The organism is Enterococcus sp. E5-37 (assembly GCF_035726925.1).
Lineage (GTDB): Bacteria > Bacillota > Bacilli > Lactobacillales > Enterococcaceae > Enterococcus_B > Enterococcus_B faecium.
In genome coordinates this window covers 121935-138967 of record NZ_JAPMLG010000002.1, presented here as the reverse complement: position 1 = coordinate 138967, position 17033 = coordinate 121935, and the positions used below count along the sequence as shown (strand labels likewise).

The following is a 17033-nucleotide window of genomic DNA, read 5'->3' as shown; positions in this document are numbered from 1 at the left end:
AGTATTCTTTCTCGTTTAGGTTAAATACCAATAAGAAAGGATAGTTTTAGCAGATGGAGTTCATTTTTAGCAAGAAATATCCGTAAAACATGTGCTTTTTCAGAAAAAATGGAAGATTTCTTTTCCTATTAATTTTTTTTGTTATAATGGGTAGGAAATGAAAACTTGCCAAGAGGAGTAATACAAGATGAATAATACTTACCCAGACGACAGTTTGACGCTGCATACGGATCTATATCAAATCAATATGATGCAGACATACTGGGAATTAGGTCGAGCTGATTTACATGCTGTTTTTGAATGTTACTTTCGAGAAATGCCTTTTAACCACGGATACGCGGTTTTTGCAGGATTGGAACGGTTAGTCAATTATTTAGAGAATCTGACGTTCAATGATTCCGATATTGCTTACTTGCGTGGATTAGAAGTCTATCCTGAAGGTTTTTTGGAGTATTTACAAAATTTTGAATTTAAAGCAACAGTTCGTTCTGCTCGTGAAGGAGAACTAGTTTTTGCAAATGAACCATTGATCCAAGTGGAAGGGCCTTTAGCGCACTGCCAATTAGTAGAAACAGCACTGTTGAATATGGTCAATTTCCAAACGTTGATCGCGACAAAAGCAGCTCGTATCAAATCTGTCATCGGAGAAGATCCACTATTGGAATTTGGAACTAGACGGGCACAAGAACTGGATGCAGCAGTCTGGGGAACTAGAGCGGCATATATCGGCGGAGCAGATGCAACAAGCAATGTACGTGCTGGGAAGATATTTGGGATACCAGCTAGCGGGACCCATGCTCATTCGTTAGTCCAATCTTATGGAAATGATTATGAAGCATTTATGGCCTACGCTAAAACCCATAAAGACTGCGTGTTCTTAGTCGACACTTATGATACGTTGAAATCAGGTGTGCCAAGTGCGATTCGCGTGGCGAAAGAATTAGGTGACAAAATCAACTTCCAAGGCGTACGCATCGACAGTGGAGATATGGCCTATATATCTAAGCGTGTTCGGGAACAATTAGATGCAGCCGGATTTACGGAAGCAAAAATCTATGCTTCGAATGACTTGGATGAAGCAACGATTTTGAATTTAAAGATGCAAAAAGCTAAAATTGATGTATGGGGTGTTGGGACAAAATTGATCACAGCCTATGATCAGCCAGCCCTTGGTGCAGTATTCAAGCTAGTATCGATCGAAGATGATGAAGGAAACATGATGGATACGATCAAGTTATCAAGCAATGCAGAAAAAGTAACTACTCCAGGGAAAAAACAAGTGTGGCGCATCACTCGAAATTTTGATGGGAAATCTGAAGGAGACTACGTTACATTATGGGATGAAGACCCTCGAGAAGAAGAAGCTATCTTCATGTTCCATCCTGTGCATACGTTTATCAATAAAACTGTTCGAGACTTTACAGCTCGCCCAGTTTTACAAGATATCTTTATCGAAGGAAAAAGAGTTTACGAATTACCTGCACTAAACGAAATCAAAGAATATACAAAAGAAAATCTAGATTCACTATGGGAAGAGTATAAACGAGACTTGAATCCGCAAAAATACCCAGTCGATCTGTCTACTGAATGCTGGAACCATAAAATGGCTATCATGGAACGAATGAAAAAAAGCGTAGCAGAACTTCATACAGAAGCATAGGAGGAGAATAAATGAGCCTGCAGACAGAAATTATCAATGAATTAGGTGTCAAACCAACAATTGATCCAAAAGAAGAAATACGTAAAAGTATTGACTTTATGAAAGCATATTTGAAAAAATATCCGTTTCTTAAAACTTTTGTACTAGGTATTAGCGGCGGCCAAGATTCTACTTTAGCAGGCCGTTTGGCGCAACTAACGATGGAAGAAATGCGTGAAGAAACAAAAGATGAAAACTATCAATTTATCGCTGTTCGTCTTCCTTATGGTGAACAAGCAGATGAAGAAGATGCAAAAGCTGCTCTTGACTTTATCCAGCCCGATGTTAGTCTGCGAGTAAATATCAAACCAGCTGTTGATGCACAAGTACAAGTATTAAGCGAAGCAGGTGTGGAAATCAGCGATTTTAACAAAGGAAATATCAAAGCACGTCAACGTATGATTACGCAATATGCCGTAGCTGGAGAAAGAGCAGGAGCCGTATTAGGGACAGATCATGCTGCAGAAAACATTACTGGATTCTTCACGAAATTTGGTGATGGTGGAGCCGACATTTTGCCATTATTCCGTTTGGACAAACGACAAGGGAAACAATTGCTTCAAGCATTGAATGCACCGGAAAAATTATACACAAAAATTCCGACTGCAGATCTTGAAGATGGGAAACCAATGATTGCAGATGAAGTCGCACTAGGTGTCACATATAATGAAATTGATGATTATCTAGAAGGAAAAGAAGTTCCCGCTCAAGCACAAGAAAAAATCGAAGCATGGTGGAACAAGACACAACATAAACGACATTTGCCAATTTCCGTTTTGGATGATTTCTGGAAATAACAATAAAGCAAAAACAGCCGTCCCTTCATAGGGATTGGCTGTTTTTGTTTTATAAAATAGAAAAGAAAAATATCAGCTGTAGTAAACTTTTAATTTGATATCCTGATCGTAATTACCGAATCCTTTACCAAATAAAGTACAGCCCCCCACATGTTTGGCATCGTCTTTCACTTCGATTCGCAAATGCCAAGTGTCTTGCTCTTTAGGGATGTCGTTGATCGTGATGTTTGACAAGGGTTCTCCATTCATATTCGTCAAGTGTTTGGTAATTCGGATCGTCTTCAGCAAGCCGTATTGATTAAGATTATCTGGATACCAATCAGGCGTATATTTACCGCGGATATCAGCAAAATCTCCAGGGCTCGTCCATGTTCCTAGCTCCACACCATTTAGGCTGAAAGTGATATCTGAAGGCCAATTGTCATTTGAAAAAGGAAATTCAGAAGAAATTTCCACAGAAACTTCCAACATCTCCAATGTATCCTCTGTATTTAAAAAATTAGGTGCCTGATACTCGACAAATCCGCTGGTAAACCAGAGAATGCGGGCATCCATCCTTCGAGGATCCATAAAATAGCGTGGTTCATCCACTTTCCCGATAAAATCATGGATCGTAGCTAAACCGCATGTTGGTTCAATTGCATAATTTGTATAGTGACCAATAGGTATCGATGTTTCTTTCATATCAAAAGCATTGAATATTTTTTCTGGAAAACTGATATCGATTTTATCGACACGAAGGCTCGAAATTTTTTGTTGTCCTACTTTCTCTGTTTTGATGATGTTTGCTTCCTCTAGCTTTTTCACGTGCATCGTCGTGATAGCACTGCTTACTCCAAGTTCTTTTGCCAAATCTTTGACATTCATCTTCTTTTTGGAAAGTAGCTGGATGATCCTGATCCTTGTTTTACTAGCTAATGCTTCATATACCGGTAAGGATTCTTCGTTTATTTGTAGTTGCATATATATCACCTCTTAAAAGGTTTTTCTTCTATATTAACATATTTGTTAATAAAAGTTATATTAAATTATTTGTTTTAATCATTATTAATATTTTTGTTAATTAAAATCGATAAAAAATAAATAAGTTTAACATTTATATTATTGACAACGCTTTCAACAAGGTGTATTATTCATGTATAAATTAAAGGAGGTCAGTTATGGAAGCCACAATGTTGATTAGTAGTGTCAAGCGTGTAGGCAAAGTTGATCCGCGGTTGTACAGTTCATTTATTGAACATATGGGACGAGCAGTATATGAAGGGATTTATCAGCCAGATCATCCATCAGCTAATAAAAGTGGATTTCGCCAAGACGTCATTCACTTGGTAAAAGAATTGAACATTCCCATGATTAGATATCCTGGTGGGAATTTTGTGTCAGGATTTCGTTGGGAAGACAGTATTGGGCCCATAGCAAATAGGCCTAGAAGGTTGGATTTAGCTTGGCGGACAATTGAAACGAATGAAGTTGGGATTCATGAATTTTATAACTGGTGTCAGCATGTGGGGGCCGAAATCAATATGGCTGTCAATCTGGGTACTCGTGGGGTAGATGCAGCTCGTAATTTAGTCGAATATTGTAATTTTCCTAAAGGAACTTATTGGAGTGATTTAAGGCGTTCGAATGGTCAAGAGAGCCCTTTTGGAATTAAGACATGGTGTTTAGGGAATGAAATGGACGGTCCTTGGCAGATTGGACATAAAACAGCGGAAGAATATGGACGGTTAGCAGAGGAAACGGCTAAGGCGATGAAACTCGTAGATGATTCAATTGAGGTGGTTTTATGCGGAAGTTCGAATCGGCAAATGCCTACATTTGGTGATTGGGAGTTAACAGTTCTTGATCAAGCGTACGATCAAATAGATTATTTGTCTCTTCATCAATATTATGGCAACCAAAAAAATGATCTTTCTCATTATCTTGCACGTTCCTTAGACATGGATCGGTTCATTTCTGAAGTGACAGCGATGTGCGATACAGTCAAGGCGAAGAAACATAGTAAGAAGCAGATCAACCTGTCCTTTGATGAATGGAATATTTGGTATCATTCAGCGGAACAAGATGAGCAAGCAGCGCCTTGGCAGATTGCTCCTCCTTTACTAGAAGATAACTATAATTTTGAAGATGCATTACTATTAGGCTGTCTATTAATCACTTTATTGAAACATGCAGATAGAGTAAAGATTGCTTGTCTTGCTCAATTGGTAAATGTTATTGCACCAATCAGGACAGAAACAAACGGAGAAGCTTGGAGACAGACGATCTATTATCCATTTATGCAAGCTGCTGTGTATGGACAAGGAGAGGTGTTAAGCCCACAAATTCATTCAGCAAACTATGCGACGGAAGATTTTGAAGAAGTGCCGTATTTAGAAAGTATAGCCGTAATAAATGACAAAGAACTTGTCATATTTGCAGTTAACCGTGGAGAAGAAGAAATGAATTTAACTGTTTACTTGTCTGAATTATCAGTAGAGGGAGTGATTGATTTTTCTGAAATGAGTGGGTTTGATACAAAAGCAACTAATCTTCCTAAAAGTGAACAAGTAAAACCAAGTCATTCAACAAATGTAAAAGCTGAAGATGGGAAAATCAATTGTTTTTTGAAACCGCTATCTTGGAATGTGGTCAGATGTCGTTTATCAGATGAAGGAGGAACAAAAAATGAAAGGTAAAAAATGGTTAATTGGCTCTTTGTTGGTAGCTGCAACAGGTATTTTAGGAGCTTGCGGTGGCGGAAGTTCAGCAGAATCTGATTCTGATAAAGAAGTGACTTTGACTTTTTGGAATGGGTTTACTGCATCTGATGGTGAAATATTGCAAGAAATCGTTAATGAATTTAATAAAACAAATGATAAAAACATCAAAATTGAAATGGATATCATGACTTGGGCCAATTTGAATGAAAAACTTCCTACAGCGATTTCTTCTAAAAAAGCACCTGACTTTATTGCATTAAATTATCCAGATTTTGCACAGTATGTAGAAAACGGAGCGGTACAACCATTAGACGATTTCTGGGAATATGATGGAGTAGATAAATCTGATTTTAAAGAAACGGCTATTGAATTAGGTGAAGTAGAAGGTAAACAGTATTTTGTCCCCATGCAGGTACAAGGAATGTATATGTATTGGAATAATGATTTGTTTAAACAAGCTGGATTAGATACTGAACAACCACCTACTACTTGGGAAGAATTGACAGAAATGGCACCAAAATTAACTGATAGTAGTAAAAATGTATCAGGTTTTGTCTTCAATAAGGATGGAACTGCACCGTTATATAACTGGATGTTAGCAAATGACGGTAAATTAGTGAACGATGATTATACTAAGTCTGAATTTGCGTCTCCTGAGAACCTTAAAACGTTAAAAGCGATCCAAAAAATGATCCATGTAGACAAGACTGGTCCAGAATCGATTTCTGGCGCCGAAATGGACAATTTAATGAATGCTGGTCAACTAGCCATTGAAATCAATGGGCCATGGTTAAATAACGGATTGAAAGCAAACGAGATTGATTATAATGTGACTACCTTACCACAAGGGAGTGATTCAGACAAAAAAACAGCTATTTTAGATGGCGTAGGATATGCCATTCCGGCAAGTACAGATAATAATAAAAAAGAAGCTGTCTATGAGTTTTTGAAATATTGGAATACAACTGAAATTGGTAAAAAATGGAGTATCGAAAATGGTTTTCCTGCCTACTTGGACTCAGTAGCAAAAGATGAAGAAGTAAAAAATGATCCTATTGTATCTGAATTATCGAAACAAATGGACTATGCAGAGCCATATTTACCAGGTTTTACCCAAATCTCTGCGATCAATAACGATATCATCAATCCACTGATTGAAAAATTATTAGCAGGAGAAGATCCTGAGACACTCATGAACGATGCAGATGATGCCATCAATCAATTACTGCAAAAATAGTACAGACCTTTATACAGGATAGACTGTTGGCAAGATACAGATATCTGAATGATTGACGTAGTGTTTGCAGATAGGTGTTATTGCAAAAATCACAGCGATTGTTCGGATATCTTATTCAGATTCGTTTAAACCAAGATCGTATATTTTATCAAAATGAAAGATGAGGTGGACTATATGAACGGATTCACCAAATATTGGAATCGCCCTGATCGTGCTGCGTATTTGTTTTTGACTCCATCTTTTTTAGTTTTATTATTATTTACTGTCATACCGCTTTTAGGAACATTTGCTATTAGTTTTACAGATTTGAATATTTTCTTTACATCAAGAAATTTTGTAAGTTTTGAAAATTTCACACGTATATTTAGTGATGAACGAGCAGTTAATTCGTTGATTCATTCTTTATATTTCACCGTACTCGAAACGCCAACACAAATTATCGTTGGTTTATTAGCAGCAGTAGCATTATCTAAAAATACCAGATTCAATCGATTTTGTCGTTCGACATTTTACATTCCAGTTATTTGTTCATTGACATCAATTGCGATTATTTTTTCTATGTTGCTTGATCCGAATGTAGGGGCGATTCCTTACTTGTTTTCACAAGTCGGCTTGCCGATCCCTCAATTTTTTCGCGATCCAACCCTTGCTATGCCGACGGTAGCCATCATGACTGTTTGGAAGAATTTTGGTGTTACTATGACGATTCTCTTGACTGCTATTCAGGGAATCTCTCCCTCTTTGTATGAATCTGCTCAAATGGATGGTGCAACAAATCGGCAGCAGTTTTTTAACATTACGCTACCTCAGATCGTTCCCTCCTTAGGTTTTTGTATTTTAACGAATCTGATTGGTTCGATGCAAGTGTTTGACCAAGTATATGTTGCAACCGCTGGTGGCCCACAATTTAAGACAGAAACAGCTGTTCAATATATTTACAGTCGAGGATTTACAGCACCTTATGAATTGGGCTATGCATCAGCACTGTCTTCGGTTTTGTTTATCATTGTTGCAACTATAGCTATCTCCACTAATGTGTACATGTCACGGAAAGAAAAACAAATGAAATAGGAGGGAAACCTGTATGGCACCAGAAAGCTCGATTACAGTTACTGTGAATAGTCGAAAAGCAGTTAGTGGTAAAAAAATCATTCGAACGATTAGTATGCTAGTTATATTGTTGGTTATTGCGTTTCCTTTTTTGTGGCTGATTATTTCTTCTTTTAAACACGAAAAAGACATTATCTCATTTCCGCCTAGAATATTTGCAGACAGCTATACCCTAGATAACTATATTAAGGTTTGGACAACGATCCCTTTATTAGATTACATCAAAAATACAGTGATTTTTGCTGGAGGGACAGTGATCACTTCTGTATTCTTTGATTCTCTTGCGGGGTATGCATTTGCTCGTATGCGTTTCAAAGGAAAATCAGTTTTGTTCTATTTCGTTTTGCTGACAATGATGATCCCATTCCAAGTCTTCATGATTCCTCTATTTATTGAAGTCAATTTGCTTGGCATGCTTGATACTTATGCAGGTTTGATCATTCCTCGTATGACAACTGCATTTGGTATCTTCATGATGCGCTCCTTTTTTATCACTTTACCAGATTCTTTGGAAGAGGCAGCACGCATTGATGGATTAAGTGAGTTTAATATTTTTTTGAAAATCATGTTGCCATTGAGCAAACCTACTCTTTTATCATTAGGGATCTTCACGCTGATGAATAGTTGGAATGACTTGCTTTATCCATTGATATTGACAAGTAGTTCAAAAATGAGAACTTTACCAGCAGGGTTAGCTTTATTTACGGGGCAGAACATTTCTTTTTATGGACCTGTAATGGCTGGAACGGTTATTTCAATGCTGCCATTACTAGTGGTTTATATTTTTGCACAGAAATATTTTGTTCAAGGAACAGCTATGTCTGGAATGAAAGAGTGAGGAAGATGAAAATAGTTGAGACTAAATTTTATGGACAGTTGATTATAGTTTCTGATTACATCTTATTAGGTATTCTCTGGGTAATCGTGTGTTTGCCTGTCATTACTATCGTGCCTGCTACATGTGCTGTTTTTTATGTAATGGCGCAATGGAAAGGTGAGGGATCAGGAAATATCATTTATTTTTTCTTTCAAGGAATGAAGCAACATTTTGGTAAGAACTTGTTCCTTAGTCTGTTAACGATCATTATTTATTTTCTTGTTAATCAATTATTAGAAGAACAGACAATCGTACTTTCAATTAGTGGATATGTAGTTTCACTTATTTATTCCATGTTTCTTTTGTCCTGGATATATGTGATTTCTGAAAACAAAGATATCACGTTTTTACAAATTTTTGAACAAAGTGCATGGAAAGTATTTTTTGATTTTTTGAGAAATATTCTTTGTTGCGTATTGTTATTAGGATTTGTACTGCTCATATTTCTTTTCCCTCCTTTTATTTTTATCTTTGCTGGTGGCGTATGGAAACTTGTATCTATTATCTTGACTATAGGAAATGAAAGGTAGGGAAAGCTGTTGGACGAAGAAGTGAAATTAAAAATCAGAGAGGATTTTACGGTAGGAGAGATCAGTTCTCGGCTGTTTGGCTCATTTGTTGAACATATGGGAAGTGTCGTCTATACAGGGATTTATGAACCGGGCCATGAAACAGCTGATGGTGACGGGTTTAGACAAGATGTCCTCTCTTATGTAAAGGAATTGGAATTAGGTGTCATTCGCTATCCTGGAGGAAACTTTACATCTGGTTATGATTGGGTGGATACTATAGGTAGGAAAGAACAACGACCAAAAAAAATTGATTTAGCATGGCGAGGTATAGAACCAAATTCTTTTGGGCTCCACGAATTTTTTAAATGGATCAGTCATGTACAAGCGGAACCGATATTCACGGTGAATTTAGGAACAAAAGGAATCGATGAAGCAAAAAATTTAGTAGAATATTGTAATTTTCCAAAAGGAACCTTCTGGAGTGATTTAAGAATAAAAAATGGGCAAAAAAAGCCTTTTGGCGTTAAATTATGGTGTTTAGGGAATGAGCTAGACGGGCCATGGCAAGTGGGGGCTAAGAGTGCTTATGAATATGGTAGGTTAGCAAATGAAGCCTCAAAAGTCATGAAGTTAGTGGATGATTCAATTGAAACAATCTTAGTTGGAAGCTCTACGCCACGTTTACCATCGTACCCTGAATGGGATCGTATCGCATTAGAAGAAGCTTATGAGAATGTAGATTATTTAGCTTTGCATAACTATATTGATAAGTATGATGAAGAAGACTTGACTAAACCTCCTAAAAATGAGCGTGATGATACAGCGACATACCTTGCAAAAGCTTATCGATTCGATCGTCAAATTGAAGAAATCGTTGCTACTTGTGATTATGTAAAAGGATATTTAAGAAGTGAGAAAACAATGTATCTAGCGTTTGATGAATGGAATGTACATGCCCAACCGGAAAAAAGACATAGGGATTTTGAAGTCGGTAGTCCCATCGATTGGTGTTACTTTACTATGGAAGATACATTATTATTTGGTTCATTAGGGCTGGCTATTTTACGACACGCAGATCGCGTAAAGATTAGTTGTCAATCATTGTTAGTAAACACAATACCTTTAATACTAACAGATGCTAAAGGTCAAGCATGGAGGAATCCAACTTATTATGTGATGCAACACTTATCGAAATATGCTAAAGGTCAAGTATTGGAACAACGAATCATTTGCCCTGTTTATGATTGTGAAAAGATAAAAAATGTTTCTTATGTGGACAGTGTGATCGTAGATAACGGCAATCAGCTGACTATTTTCTTGATCAATCGCACAAATGAACAACAAAAGATAACGATTGAGCATGATTTCAATTTGCTAGATCAAGGAGAGCACTACACATTAACCAGTAGCGATCTGTTGGACAAAAATACACGTGAAGAACCAGAAAAAATAAGACCTGAAATAAACTATTTTTCAATAGAAAAACATGACGAATTAAATGTAGGGATAGAAAAATACTCTTGGAATGTAATTAGAATAAAGAAAATGTGAGGAAATTTGTTATGATGAAGAAACTTTATAATAATCCTATCGTTCGGCAACGGGCAGATCCTTGGGTATATAAACATACAGATGGTTATTATTATTTTACAGGATCGGTTCCAGGCTACCAAGTGATTGAATTAAGAAGGGCAAAGTCACTGAATGAATTAGAACATGCTGAAAGCCTAATTGTATGGCAGGCTCATGAAGAAGGACCGATGAGTGAATTGATCTGGGCACCTGAAGTCCATTATATCAATGGAAAATGGTATATTTACTTTGCTGCAAGCAATCATAAAACTATACGTGATGAATCTCATCATCACCGCATGTTCGTACTTGAAAATCAGCATATAGATCCAATGAATACAGATTGGATAGAAAAGGGACAAATAAAAACGAAAAGGGAAACTTTCAGTTTAGACGGAACAACTTTCTCTTCTCAAGGAAAGCTATATTATGTGTGGGCTCAACAAGATCCTGAAATTACTGGGAATTCTAATCTTTATCTATCCGAAATGGATAATCCTTGGACGTTAAAGGGGAAGCAGATCCTCCTTTCTATACCTGAGTATGAATGGGAAAAACGGGGTTTTTCAGTAAATGAAGGTCCAGCAGTCCTTACTCGCAATGGGAAAATATTCATTACGTATTCTGGTAGTGCAACAGATGAAAACTATGCCATGGGTCTGCTGTGGGCTGATGAGCACAAGAATCTTTTATTAAAAGAATCATGGCATAAATTATCGGAGCCAATATTCGTTTCTTCTGAAAAAAATAAGCAATTTGGTCCTGGTCACAACTCGTTTACGGTTTCAGAAGATGGGTGCTTTGATATTTTGATCTATCATGCTCGACCAGAGAAGAACCAAAAAGGGGATCCGTTAGACAATCCCAATCGGCACGCGAACGCGCAATGCTTTACGTGGAATGAGCAAGGATTTCCAGAATTTGGTGAACCTGTTCCGTATGCCTTATGAGCACAAGAAACCTTGATTTTTGCTTGAATAAACCTTGCAGACTCGTTATGATATATGTACGTACAAATAAAAAGGGGCAAGGCAAATGGCAAAATATCAAGATATTGCAGAAGAGATAAAACAAAAGATCCTTCGTGAGGAATACGAAGTAAATACAACCATTCCTTCAGAATTCAAGCTGCAAGAAATATATGACGTCAGCAGACATACGATTCGGCAAGCAATCGCTGTGTTGGTAAATGAGGGCTATCTGCGTAAAGAAAAAGGATCGGGCACATATGTAGATGACAGCTATAAGATAGAAAAAACACCATTGAACAGAACAAAAACGATCGGTGTCATCACCACATATCTCTCTGACTATATTTTTCCGTCGATTATCCGAGGAATCGAAAATGAATTACGAGAATCTGGGTATTCATTGCTTTTAGCCAGTACGAATAACGATCACGAATTAGAGAAAGAATGTTTGAAGAAAATGATTGCTTATGGGGTAGATGGTTTGATCGTTGAGCCTACGAAAAGTAATCAGTATAATCCAAACTTAGCACTTTATGTGGCTTTGAGAGAACAAGACATTCCGATGGTGATGATCAACGCTGCCTATGAAGAGTTAAATGCCTCTTATATTTGTTTAGATGATGTGAAAGTCGGTTTTATGGCAGCGGAATATTTGATAAAAAAAGGGCATCAGCGTCTGTTATTTATCACAAAAATTGACGATCTTCAGGGAAAATATAGGATGAAAGGTTTTATCAGCGCGTGTGAACAGTACAATGTGCGTTTTTTGATGGAAGACATCATTACTTTCACCACGGAAACACGAGAAACAATCGCTGAAAAAACAGTACAACGGTTGAAAGAAGAACAGGCTTTAGATGGGATCATTTGCTATAACGACCAAATAGCTAGTTTATTGCTAGATAAGCTGACAGAAAATGGCTATCAAATTCCAGATGATCTATCCATCGTAGGAACAGACGATTCTTCTTTAAGCCATTTAGGAAATAAAAAATTAACAACATTGACACATCCAAAAGAAAAGTTGGGACAAGATGCCGCACGGTGGATCGTCACAACGATTGAAAAAGGACAGGCACAGCCGAATATTCTTTATGAACCTGTACTAGTTGAACGGGAAACAGTGAAAGAAAACGAAAAATAAGAGACGGGTTTTTACCGCCTCTTATTGCTCCTACGGTTACTCGTCGCAATGTTTGTGAGAGCTTTTGTCATCGCTCAAGGCTGAACGTTTCTTTCACCACCTCTCCACTAAACGGTGTTCTCCTACCAACTGGTCACAAGTCACAATATTCATCAAACATGAGAAGCTGTTTTTTGAAATTGCTCCTTGTGACTCGGAGTTAAACGGCAGGCTCGCCACTTCTTCCTTAAACGATGTTCAAAAGCTTGCATCTGCGGTAATAAGCCTAACCAAACGAAAAATAGGAGAAGCTATTTTTGTTTGGCTGTTCTTATTATTTGATGAAGGACAGCTTTTTCACAACCTCTGATTCACGGTGTTCCAGAAGTAACTTCTTCGAAAATAAGCTGAAATTCCACAAAAATTTAAGAAGCAATTTTCGTAAATTCCTTCTTATTTCTTGAAGCTGACCACTTCTGTCACAACCTCTTTAAGAATGATGGATAGAAATACGTTTAGGATAAGTTTTTTTAGATGCACTTTGTTCGATTTCCTCTAAAGATTTCCCACGAGTTTCTGGTACGATCTCTTGAATAAATAAAACCCCTAAAAAGCAGATGATCCCAAAAATGCCGAAAACGATTTCTTGAGACATAGAAGCAGTCATCACAGGAAAAAGCAAGCCAACTAGGAAAGAACCAATCCAATTAAAAGAAGAGGCTAGGCCAGATGCTCGCCCGCGGACAGCTAGTGGGAATATTTCGCCTACGATTACCCATGTCAGTGGAGCCCATGTGCAAGAATAAAATGCGACATAAATACATAAAAACAAGAGAATCAACAACGAATTTGTATGAGCATCCAGTACAGTTCCTAAAACAGCTGGTAGGATGAAAGAAAGTCCCATCACGCTACCGCCTATTTTCAATAAAGTTCGCCGATTGAACTTGTCTGCAATAACCAAAAAGAGCAAAGAACCAGCAACTAAAATGATTCCTTGGATGATCGGCCACATCAATGCATCGCTCGCTGCATGCCCAGTCGCTTTTTCTACGATCAGCGGAATATAGTAAAAAATAGCATTAGCTCCTTGAAATTGCTGGAATATTGCTACACCAATACCGGCAATGACTAAGGAACGATATTTTTCTAAAAACAAAGTATGCCAAGAAGTTCCGGTTGTCTTTTCTTGTTTGACATTCAGCTGGATTTGTTCGAATTCCTGTTCAGCTTCTTTTGGTGTCCGAATATAGTTCAATACTCTTTTTGCCTCTTCCAAGCGGCCAGATTGCATAAGAAAACGCGGTGACTCTGGTAGAGCTAAAACACCGAAAAATAAAATCAGCGCGGGGACAGCAGCGAGTCCTAACATCACGCGCCAAGCCATCGTTTCAGGCAACCCTTTTAGCAAATAATCTGCAACATAGGAAAGGAGCATGCCAGAAGCAATCATCACTTGATTGATCCCTGACAATCTTCCCCTTAGTCTAGCAGGAGCCATTTCAGACATATAAGCAGGAACTAGGGCAGATGCAGCGCCAACAGCTAAACCTAGAAGAATCCTTGCTGCAATCAGAAAATAAGAACCATTGTGAGGGGCAGATGCAGAAAGGACAGAACCAGCCATAAAAATAAGTGCAGAAAGAAGAATCATTTTTCGTCGTCCAAGCTTATCAGAAAGAAGACCAGATAAAGAGCCGCCAAGGATCGCACCTAACATGACCGAAGACGTGATCCATCCTATCAAAGAAGCTTTACCTGCCAAACCCCAATCATGCTGTAAAAAAGGTAAGGCGCCGGTCATAACACCAATATCATATCCAAATAGAATGCCGCCAAATGCGCCAAAAAAATAAATAAACGATGAGGAAACTTTTTTTTCTTTTTTCATAAGTATTCTCTCCTTCTAGAATTTCGAGAAGGCGGTTGATCAGATTTTGTAAGCAATTTCATTTTATAACTTATGTACGTACAAAACAAGTGTTTTTTATTGTATTCTTGTAAATAACCGCTTGACATGTACGTACAAAAGTATACAATAATCATTGTAAGCGCTACTAAAAAGACGGTTTGATCAGGTTTGACGAGAAGGAGGGAGTTAAATCATTATGAAGGAAGTAAATGCGCAAAGTATGTTAGATGTCATAGATGGTCGTACATCTTTAGGGATTGAGTTTGGATCAACTAGGATCAAAGCTGTATTGATTGATTCATCTTTTACTCCTATTGCCGCTGGTAGTTATGAGTGGGAAAACAAACTAGAAAATGGTATCTGGACCTATTCATTAGAAGATATTTGGAAAGGACTGCGCGTCAGTTACCGAAAAATGGCAGCAGAAGTATTCGAAATCTATGGCGAGAATCTTACGACAATCGGGTCGATTGGGTTCAGTGCAATGATGCACGGTTATCTAGCATTTGATAGCAAGGAACAGTTACTAGTACCATTTCGTACTTGGCGAAATACAATCACTGAAGAAGCAGAACGAATATTAACGGAAAAATTTCAATACAATATTCCGCAGAGATGGAGTATCGCTCATTTGTATCAATCTATTTTGAATAAAGAAGAACATGTGAAAGAAATTAATTTTTTGACAACGCTTGCAGGTTATGTCCATTGGCAGCTTACTGGTGAGAAAGTACTAGGCGTAGGAGATGCATCAGGCATGTTTCCTATCGATCCTTCAACGAAAACCTACCATCAAGAAATGAAAAATATTTTTGGTCAGTTAGTCGAAAAAGCGCACGTAGCGATTGACTTGGATCACATTTTGCCTAAAGTTCTAGTAGCAGGAGAAGAAGCTGGCAAGTTAAGCGAATCAGGGGCTTATCTGATCGACCCTACGGGAAATTTGAGACCAGGAATCCCGGTTTGTCCGCCAGAAGGGGATGCAGGAACCGGTATGGTCGCTACGAACAGTGTAGCCAAACGGACAGGGAACATTTCGGCTGGTACTTCCGCCTTCGCTATGATCGTATTAGAAAAAGAACTAGAAAATGTCCATCCGGAAATCGACATGGTCACTACACCTTCAGGAGAACTAGTAGGCATGGTTCATACGAATAACTGCTCTTCGGATATCAATGCTTGGGTCAGTATTTTTGAAGAATTTACCAATTCTTTGGGTATGGAGATAAGCAGAGATAAATTATTCACGGCATTATTCAACAAAGCGCTAGAAGGCGATACGGATTGCGGGGGATTACTTTCTTATGGTTATTTTTCTGGAGAGAACATTACAGGAGTAAATGAAGGAAGGCCATTATTTGTACGTACACCAGGTAGCCGTTTTGATTTAGCGAATTTCATGCGGATCCATTTAGCCAGTGCTTTTGGTGCAATGAGAATCGGAATGGATATATTGAAATCTGAGAATGTCCAAATTGATCGTTTAGTGGGGCATGGGGGGATTTTTAAAACACCAGAAGTTGGACAGCGGATTCTAGCATCTGCTATGGAGGCACCAGTTACAGTGATGGACACAGCCGGAGAAGGTGGAGCGTGGGGAATCGCGTTATTAGCAGCCTATATGATGGATCGACATGGGAAGTCTTTAGAAAACTTCTTGGCAGAAGACGTGTTTGGACAAGACCAAGGAATCACCATCACACCTTCAGCAGAAGAAATAGCAGGCTATCAGATATTTATGAGACGTTACCGTGAGGGGATCGACATTGAAAAAACAGCGATTCATCAATTGCAAGAAAAAGGAGTGATAGAAAATGCTGGAACAACTGAAAGAAGAAGTGTATCAAGCAAATCTTGACTTGCCTAAACATGGACTCGTCAAATATACATGGGGAAATGTGAGCGCTTTTGATCCTGAAACACGATATTTCGTTATCAAACCTAGCGGAGTCAGTTATGAAGAGATGACAGCAGACGACATGGTCGTTGTGGACTTGGACAATCATATCATTGAAGGTAAACTCAATCCCTCTTCGGATACGCCTACTCATGCTGTTTTATATCGTTCATTTCCTCAAATCGGAGGAATCGTCCATACTCACTCGACATGGGCGACGATCTGGGCACAAGCAGGATTGGATGTTCCTGCGATGGGGACGACGCATGCAGATACTTTTTATGGATCGGTACCTTGTGCTCGATTTTTGACACAACAGGAAATCGACAGCGGGTACGAATATGAAACAGGAAAAGTTATCATAGAAACATTCAAAGAACGCAAAATTGATCCCTTAGCAATTCCAGGGGTACTTTTACACGGACACGGTCCATTTACTTGGGGGAAAGATGCGCAAAGTGCGGTAATGAACGCAGTCGTACTAGATGAAGTATGCAAGATGAATTTATTTACCAGACAGCTCAATTCATTTTCAGAAGAGCTGCCTCAACGGATTTTAGATAAACATTATTTACGAAAACACGGAAAAAATGCGTATTACGGACAAAACAAATAAAAGGAGTG

The 17033-nt window shown here is 38.2% G+C and carries 14 protein-coding genes; 12 read left to right on the top strand and 2 right to left on the bottom strand.

Features of this window, described 5'->3' with window-relative positions:
- The first annotated feature begins 187 nt into the window (after positions 1-187).
- Together OS138_RS02225 and nadE are read left to right on the top strand one after the other, a co-directional pair.
- Positions 188-1660 (top strand): nicotinate phosphoribosyltransferase, encoded by a 1473-nt coding sequence (locus OS138_RS02225; RefSeq protein WP_002297685.1) that lies wholly within the window; start codon positions 188-190, stop codon positions 1658-1660.
- Between the two features lie 11 nt (positions 1661-1671).
- Positions 1672-2496: an ammonia-dependent NAD(+) synthetase gene (gene nadE, locus OS138_RS02220; RefSeq protein WP_002307174.1), complete on the top strand. Its 825-nt coding sequence runs from the start codon at positions 1672-1674 to the stop codon at positions 2494-2496.
- 72 nt (positions 2497-2568) lie between these two features.
- Here the strand turns inward: nadE and OS138_RS02215 are convergent, their stop codons facing one another.
- Positions 2569-3459 carry an ArsR/SmtB family transcription factor gene (locus OS138_RS02215; protein ID WP_325069633.1) on the bottom strand — a complete coding sequence of 297 codons (891 nt, stop codon included), beginning with the start codon at positions 3457-3459 and terminating at the stop codon, positions 2569-2571.
- A gap of 197 nt (positions 3460-3656) precedes the next feature.
- Between OS138_RS02215 and arfA the strand changes: the two genes are divergently transcribed.
- The 8 genes from arfA to OS138_RS02175 all read left to right on the top strand — a co-directional run bounded on the left by arfA (position 3657) and on the right by OS138_RS02175 (position 12621).
- A complete protein-coding gene (arfA, locus tag OS138_RS02210) occupies positions 3657-5174 on the top strand; it encodes an arabinosylfuranosidase ArfA (RefSeq protein ID WP_325069632.1) in 1518 nt (505 codons plus the stop codon).
- Positions 5146-6435 carry an ABC transporter substrate-binding protein gene (locus tag OS138_RS02205; RefSeq protein ID WP_195911642.1) on the top strand — a complete coding sequence of 430 codons (1290 nt, stop codon included), beginning with the start codon at positions 5146-5148 and terminating at the stop codon, positions 6433-6435. The genes arfA and OS138_RS02205 overlap by 29 nt, the downstream gene beginning before the upstream one ends.
- A gap of 174 nt (positions 6436-6609) precedes the next feature.
- The gene (locus OS138_RS02200; RefSeq protein ID WP_002287294.1) at positions 6610-7506 is read left to right on the top strand and encodes a carbohydrate ABC transporter permease; all 897 of its coding nucleotides are present in this window, start codon (positions 6610-6612) and stop codon (positions 7504-7506) included.
- A 13-nt stretch (positions 7507-7519) separates the two neighbouring features.
- Complete coding sequence (locus OS138_RS02195; RefSeq protein ID WP_002287292.1) at positions 7520-8383, top strand: carbohydrate ABC transporter permease; 864 nt, start codon at positions 7520-7522, stop codon at positions 8381-8383.
- Positions 8384-8388: 5 nt separating this feature from the next.
- Positions 8389-8952 carry a YesL family protein gene (locus tag OS138_RS02190; protein WP_002328158.1) on the top strand — a complete coding sequence of 188 codons (564 nt, stop codon included), beginning with the start codon at positions 8389-8391 and terminating at the stop codon, positions 8950-8952.
- A 21-nt stretch (positions 8953-8973) separates the two neighbouring features.
- Positions 8974-10485 (top strand): alpha-N-arabinofuranosidase, encoded by a 1512-nt coding sequence (locus tag OS138_RS02185; protein WP_325069670.1) that lies wholly within the window; start codon positions 8974-8976, stop codon positions 10483-10485.
- An 11-nt stretch (positions 10486-10496) separates the two neighbouring features.
- On the top strand, positions 10497-11456 hold the full coding sequence (locus tag OS138_RS02180; protein ID WP_325069630.1) for a glycoside hydrolase family 43 protein: 960 nt from the start codon (positions 10497-10499) through the stop codon (positions 11454-11456).
- 85 nt (positions 11457-11541) lie between these two features.
- Complete coding sequence (locus OS138_RS02175) at positions 11542-12621, top strand: GntR family transcriptional regulator (protein ID WP_061343715.1); 1080 nt, start codon at positions 11542-11544, stop codon at positions 12619-12621.
- A 469-nt stretch (positions 12622-13090) separates the two neighbouring features.
- On the opposite strand, the gene OS138_RS02170 is transcribed toward OS138_RS02175, so the two are convergent.
- Positions 13091-14491: a sugar porter family MFS transporter gene (locus tag OS138_RS02170; protein WP_325069629.1), complete on the bottom strand. Its 1401-nt coding sequence runs from the start codon at positions 14489-14491 to the stop codon at positions 13091-13093.
- Positions 14492-14708: 217 nt separating this feature from the next.
- Here OS138_RS02170 and OS138_RS02165 point away from each other — a divergent pair, with 217 nt between their 5' ends.
- Together OS138_RS02165 and OS138_RS02160 are read left to right on the top strand one after the other, a co-directional pair.
- Positions 14709-16370 carry a xylulokinase gene (locus OS138_RS02165; RefSeq protein ID WP_087626428.1) on the top strand — a complete coding sequence of 554 codons (1662 nt, stop codon included), beginning with the start codon at positions 14709-14711 and terminating at the stop codon, positions 16368-16370.
- Positions 16327-17025 (top strand): L-ribulose-5-phosphate 4-epimerase, encoded by a 699-nt coding sequence (locus OS138_RS02160; RefSeq protein ID WP_002287284.1) that lies wholly within the window; start codon positions 16327-16329, stop codon positions 17023-17025. The genes OS138_RS02165 and OS138_RS02160 overlap by 44 nt, the downstream gene beginning before the upstream one ends.
- Positions 17026-17033: the final 8 nt, after the last annotated feature.

What these genes read in the sequence shown, in the direction of transcription:
- OS138_RS02225 (WP_002297685.1), top strand. Translation starts at nt 188, where the DNA reads ATGAATAATACTTACCCAGACGACAGTTTGACGCTGCATACGGATCTA.
- OS138_RS02205 (WP_195911642.1), top strand. Translation starts at nt 5,146, where the DNA reads ATGAAGGAGGAACAAAAAATGAAAGGTAAAAAATGGTTAATTGGCTCT.
- OS138_RS02160 (WP_002287284.1), top strand. Translation starts at nt 16,327, where the DNA reads ATGCTGGAACAACTGAAAGAAGAAGTGTATCAAGCAAATCTTGACTTG.
- OS138_RS02165 (WP_087626428.1), top strand. Translation starts at nt 14,709, where the DNA reads ATGAAGGAAGTAAATGCGCAAAGTATGTTAGATGTCATAGATGGTCGT.
- nadE (WP_002307174.1), top strand. Translation starts at nt 1,672, where the DNA reads ATGAGCCTGCAGACAGAAATTATCAATGAATTAGGTGTCAAACCAACA.
- OS138_RS02190 (WP_002328158.1), top strand. Translation starts at nt 8,389, where the DNA reads ATGAAAATAGTTGAGACTAAATTTTATGGACAGTTGATTATAGTTTCT.
- OS138_RS02200 (WP_002287294.1), top strand. Translation starts at nt 6,610, where the DNA reads ATGAACGGATTCACCAAATATTGGAATCGCCCTGATCGTGCTGCGTAT.
- arfA (WP_325069632.1), top strand. Translation starts at nt 3,657, where the DNA reads ATGGAAGCCACAATGTTGATTAGTAGTGTCAAGCGTGTAGGCAAAGTT.
- OS138_RS02170 (WP_325069629.1), bottom strand. Translation starts at nt 14,491, where the DNA reads ATGAAAAAAGAAAAAAAAGTTTCCTCATCGTTTATTTATTTTTTTGGC.
- OS138_RS02215 (WP_325069633.1), bottom strand. Translation starts at nt 3,459, where the DNA reads ATGCAACTACAAATAAACGAAGAATCCTTACCGGTATATGAAGCATTA.
- OS138_RS02195 (WP_002287292.1), top strand. Translation starts at nt 7,520, where the DNA reads ATGGCACCAGAAAGCTCGATTACAGTTACTGTGAATAGTCGAAAAGCA.
- OS138_RS02180 (WP_325069630.1), top strand. Translation starts at nt 10,497, where the DNA reads ATGATGAAGAAACTTTATAATAATCCTATCGTTCGGCAACGGGCAGAT.
- OS138_RS02175 (WP_061343715.1), top strand. Translation starts at nt 11,542, where the DNA reads ATGGCAAAATATCAAGATATTGCAGAAGAGATAAAACAAAAGATCCTT.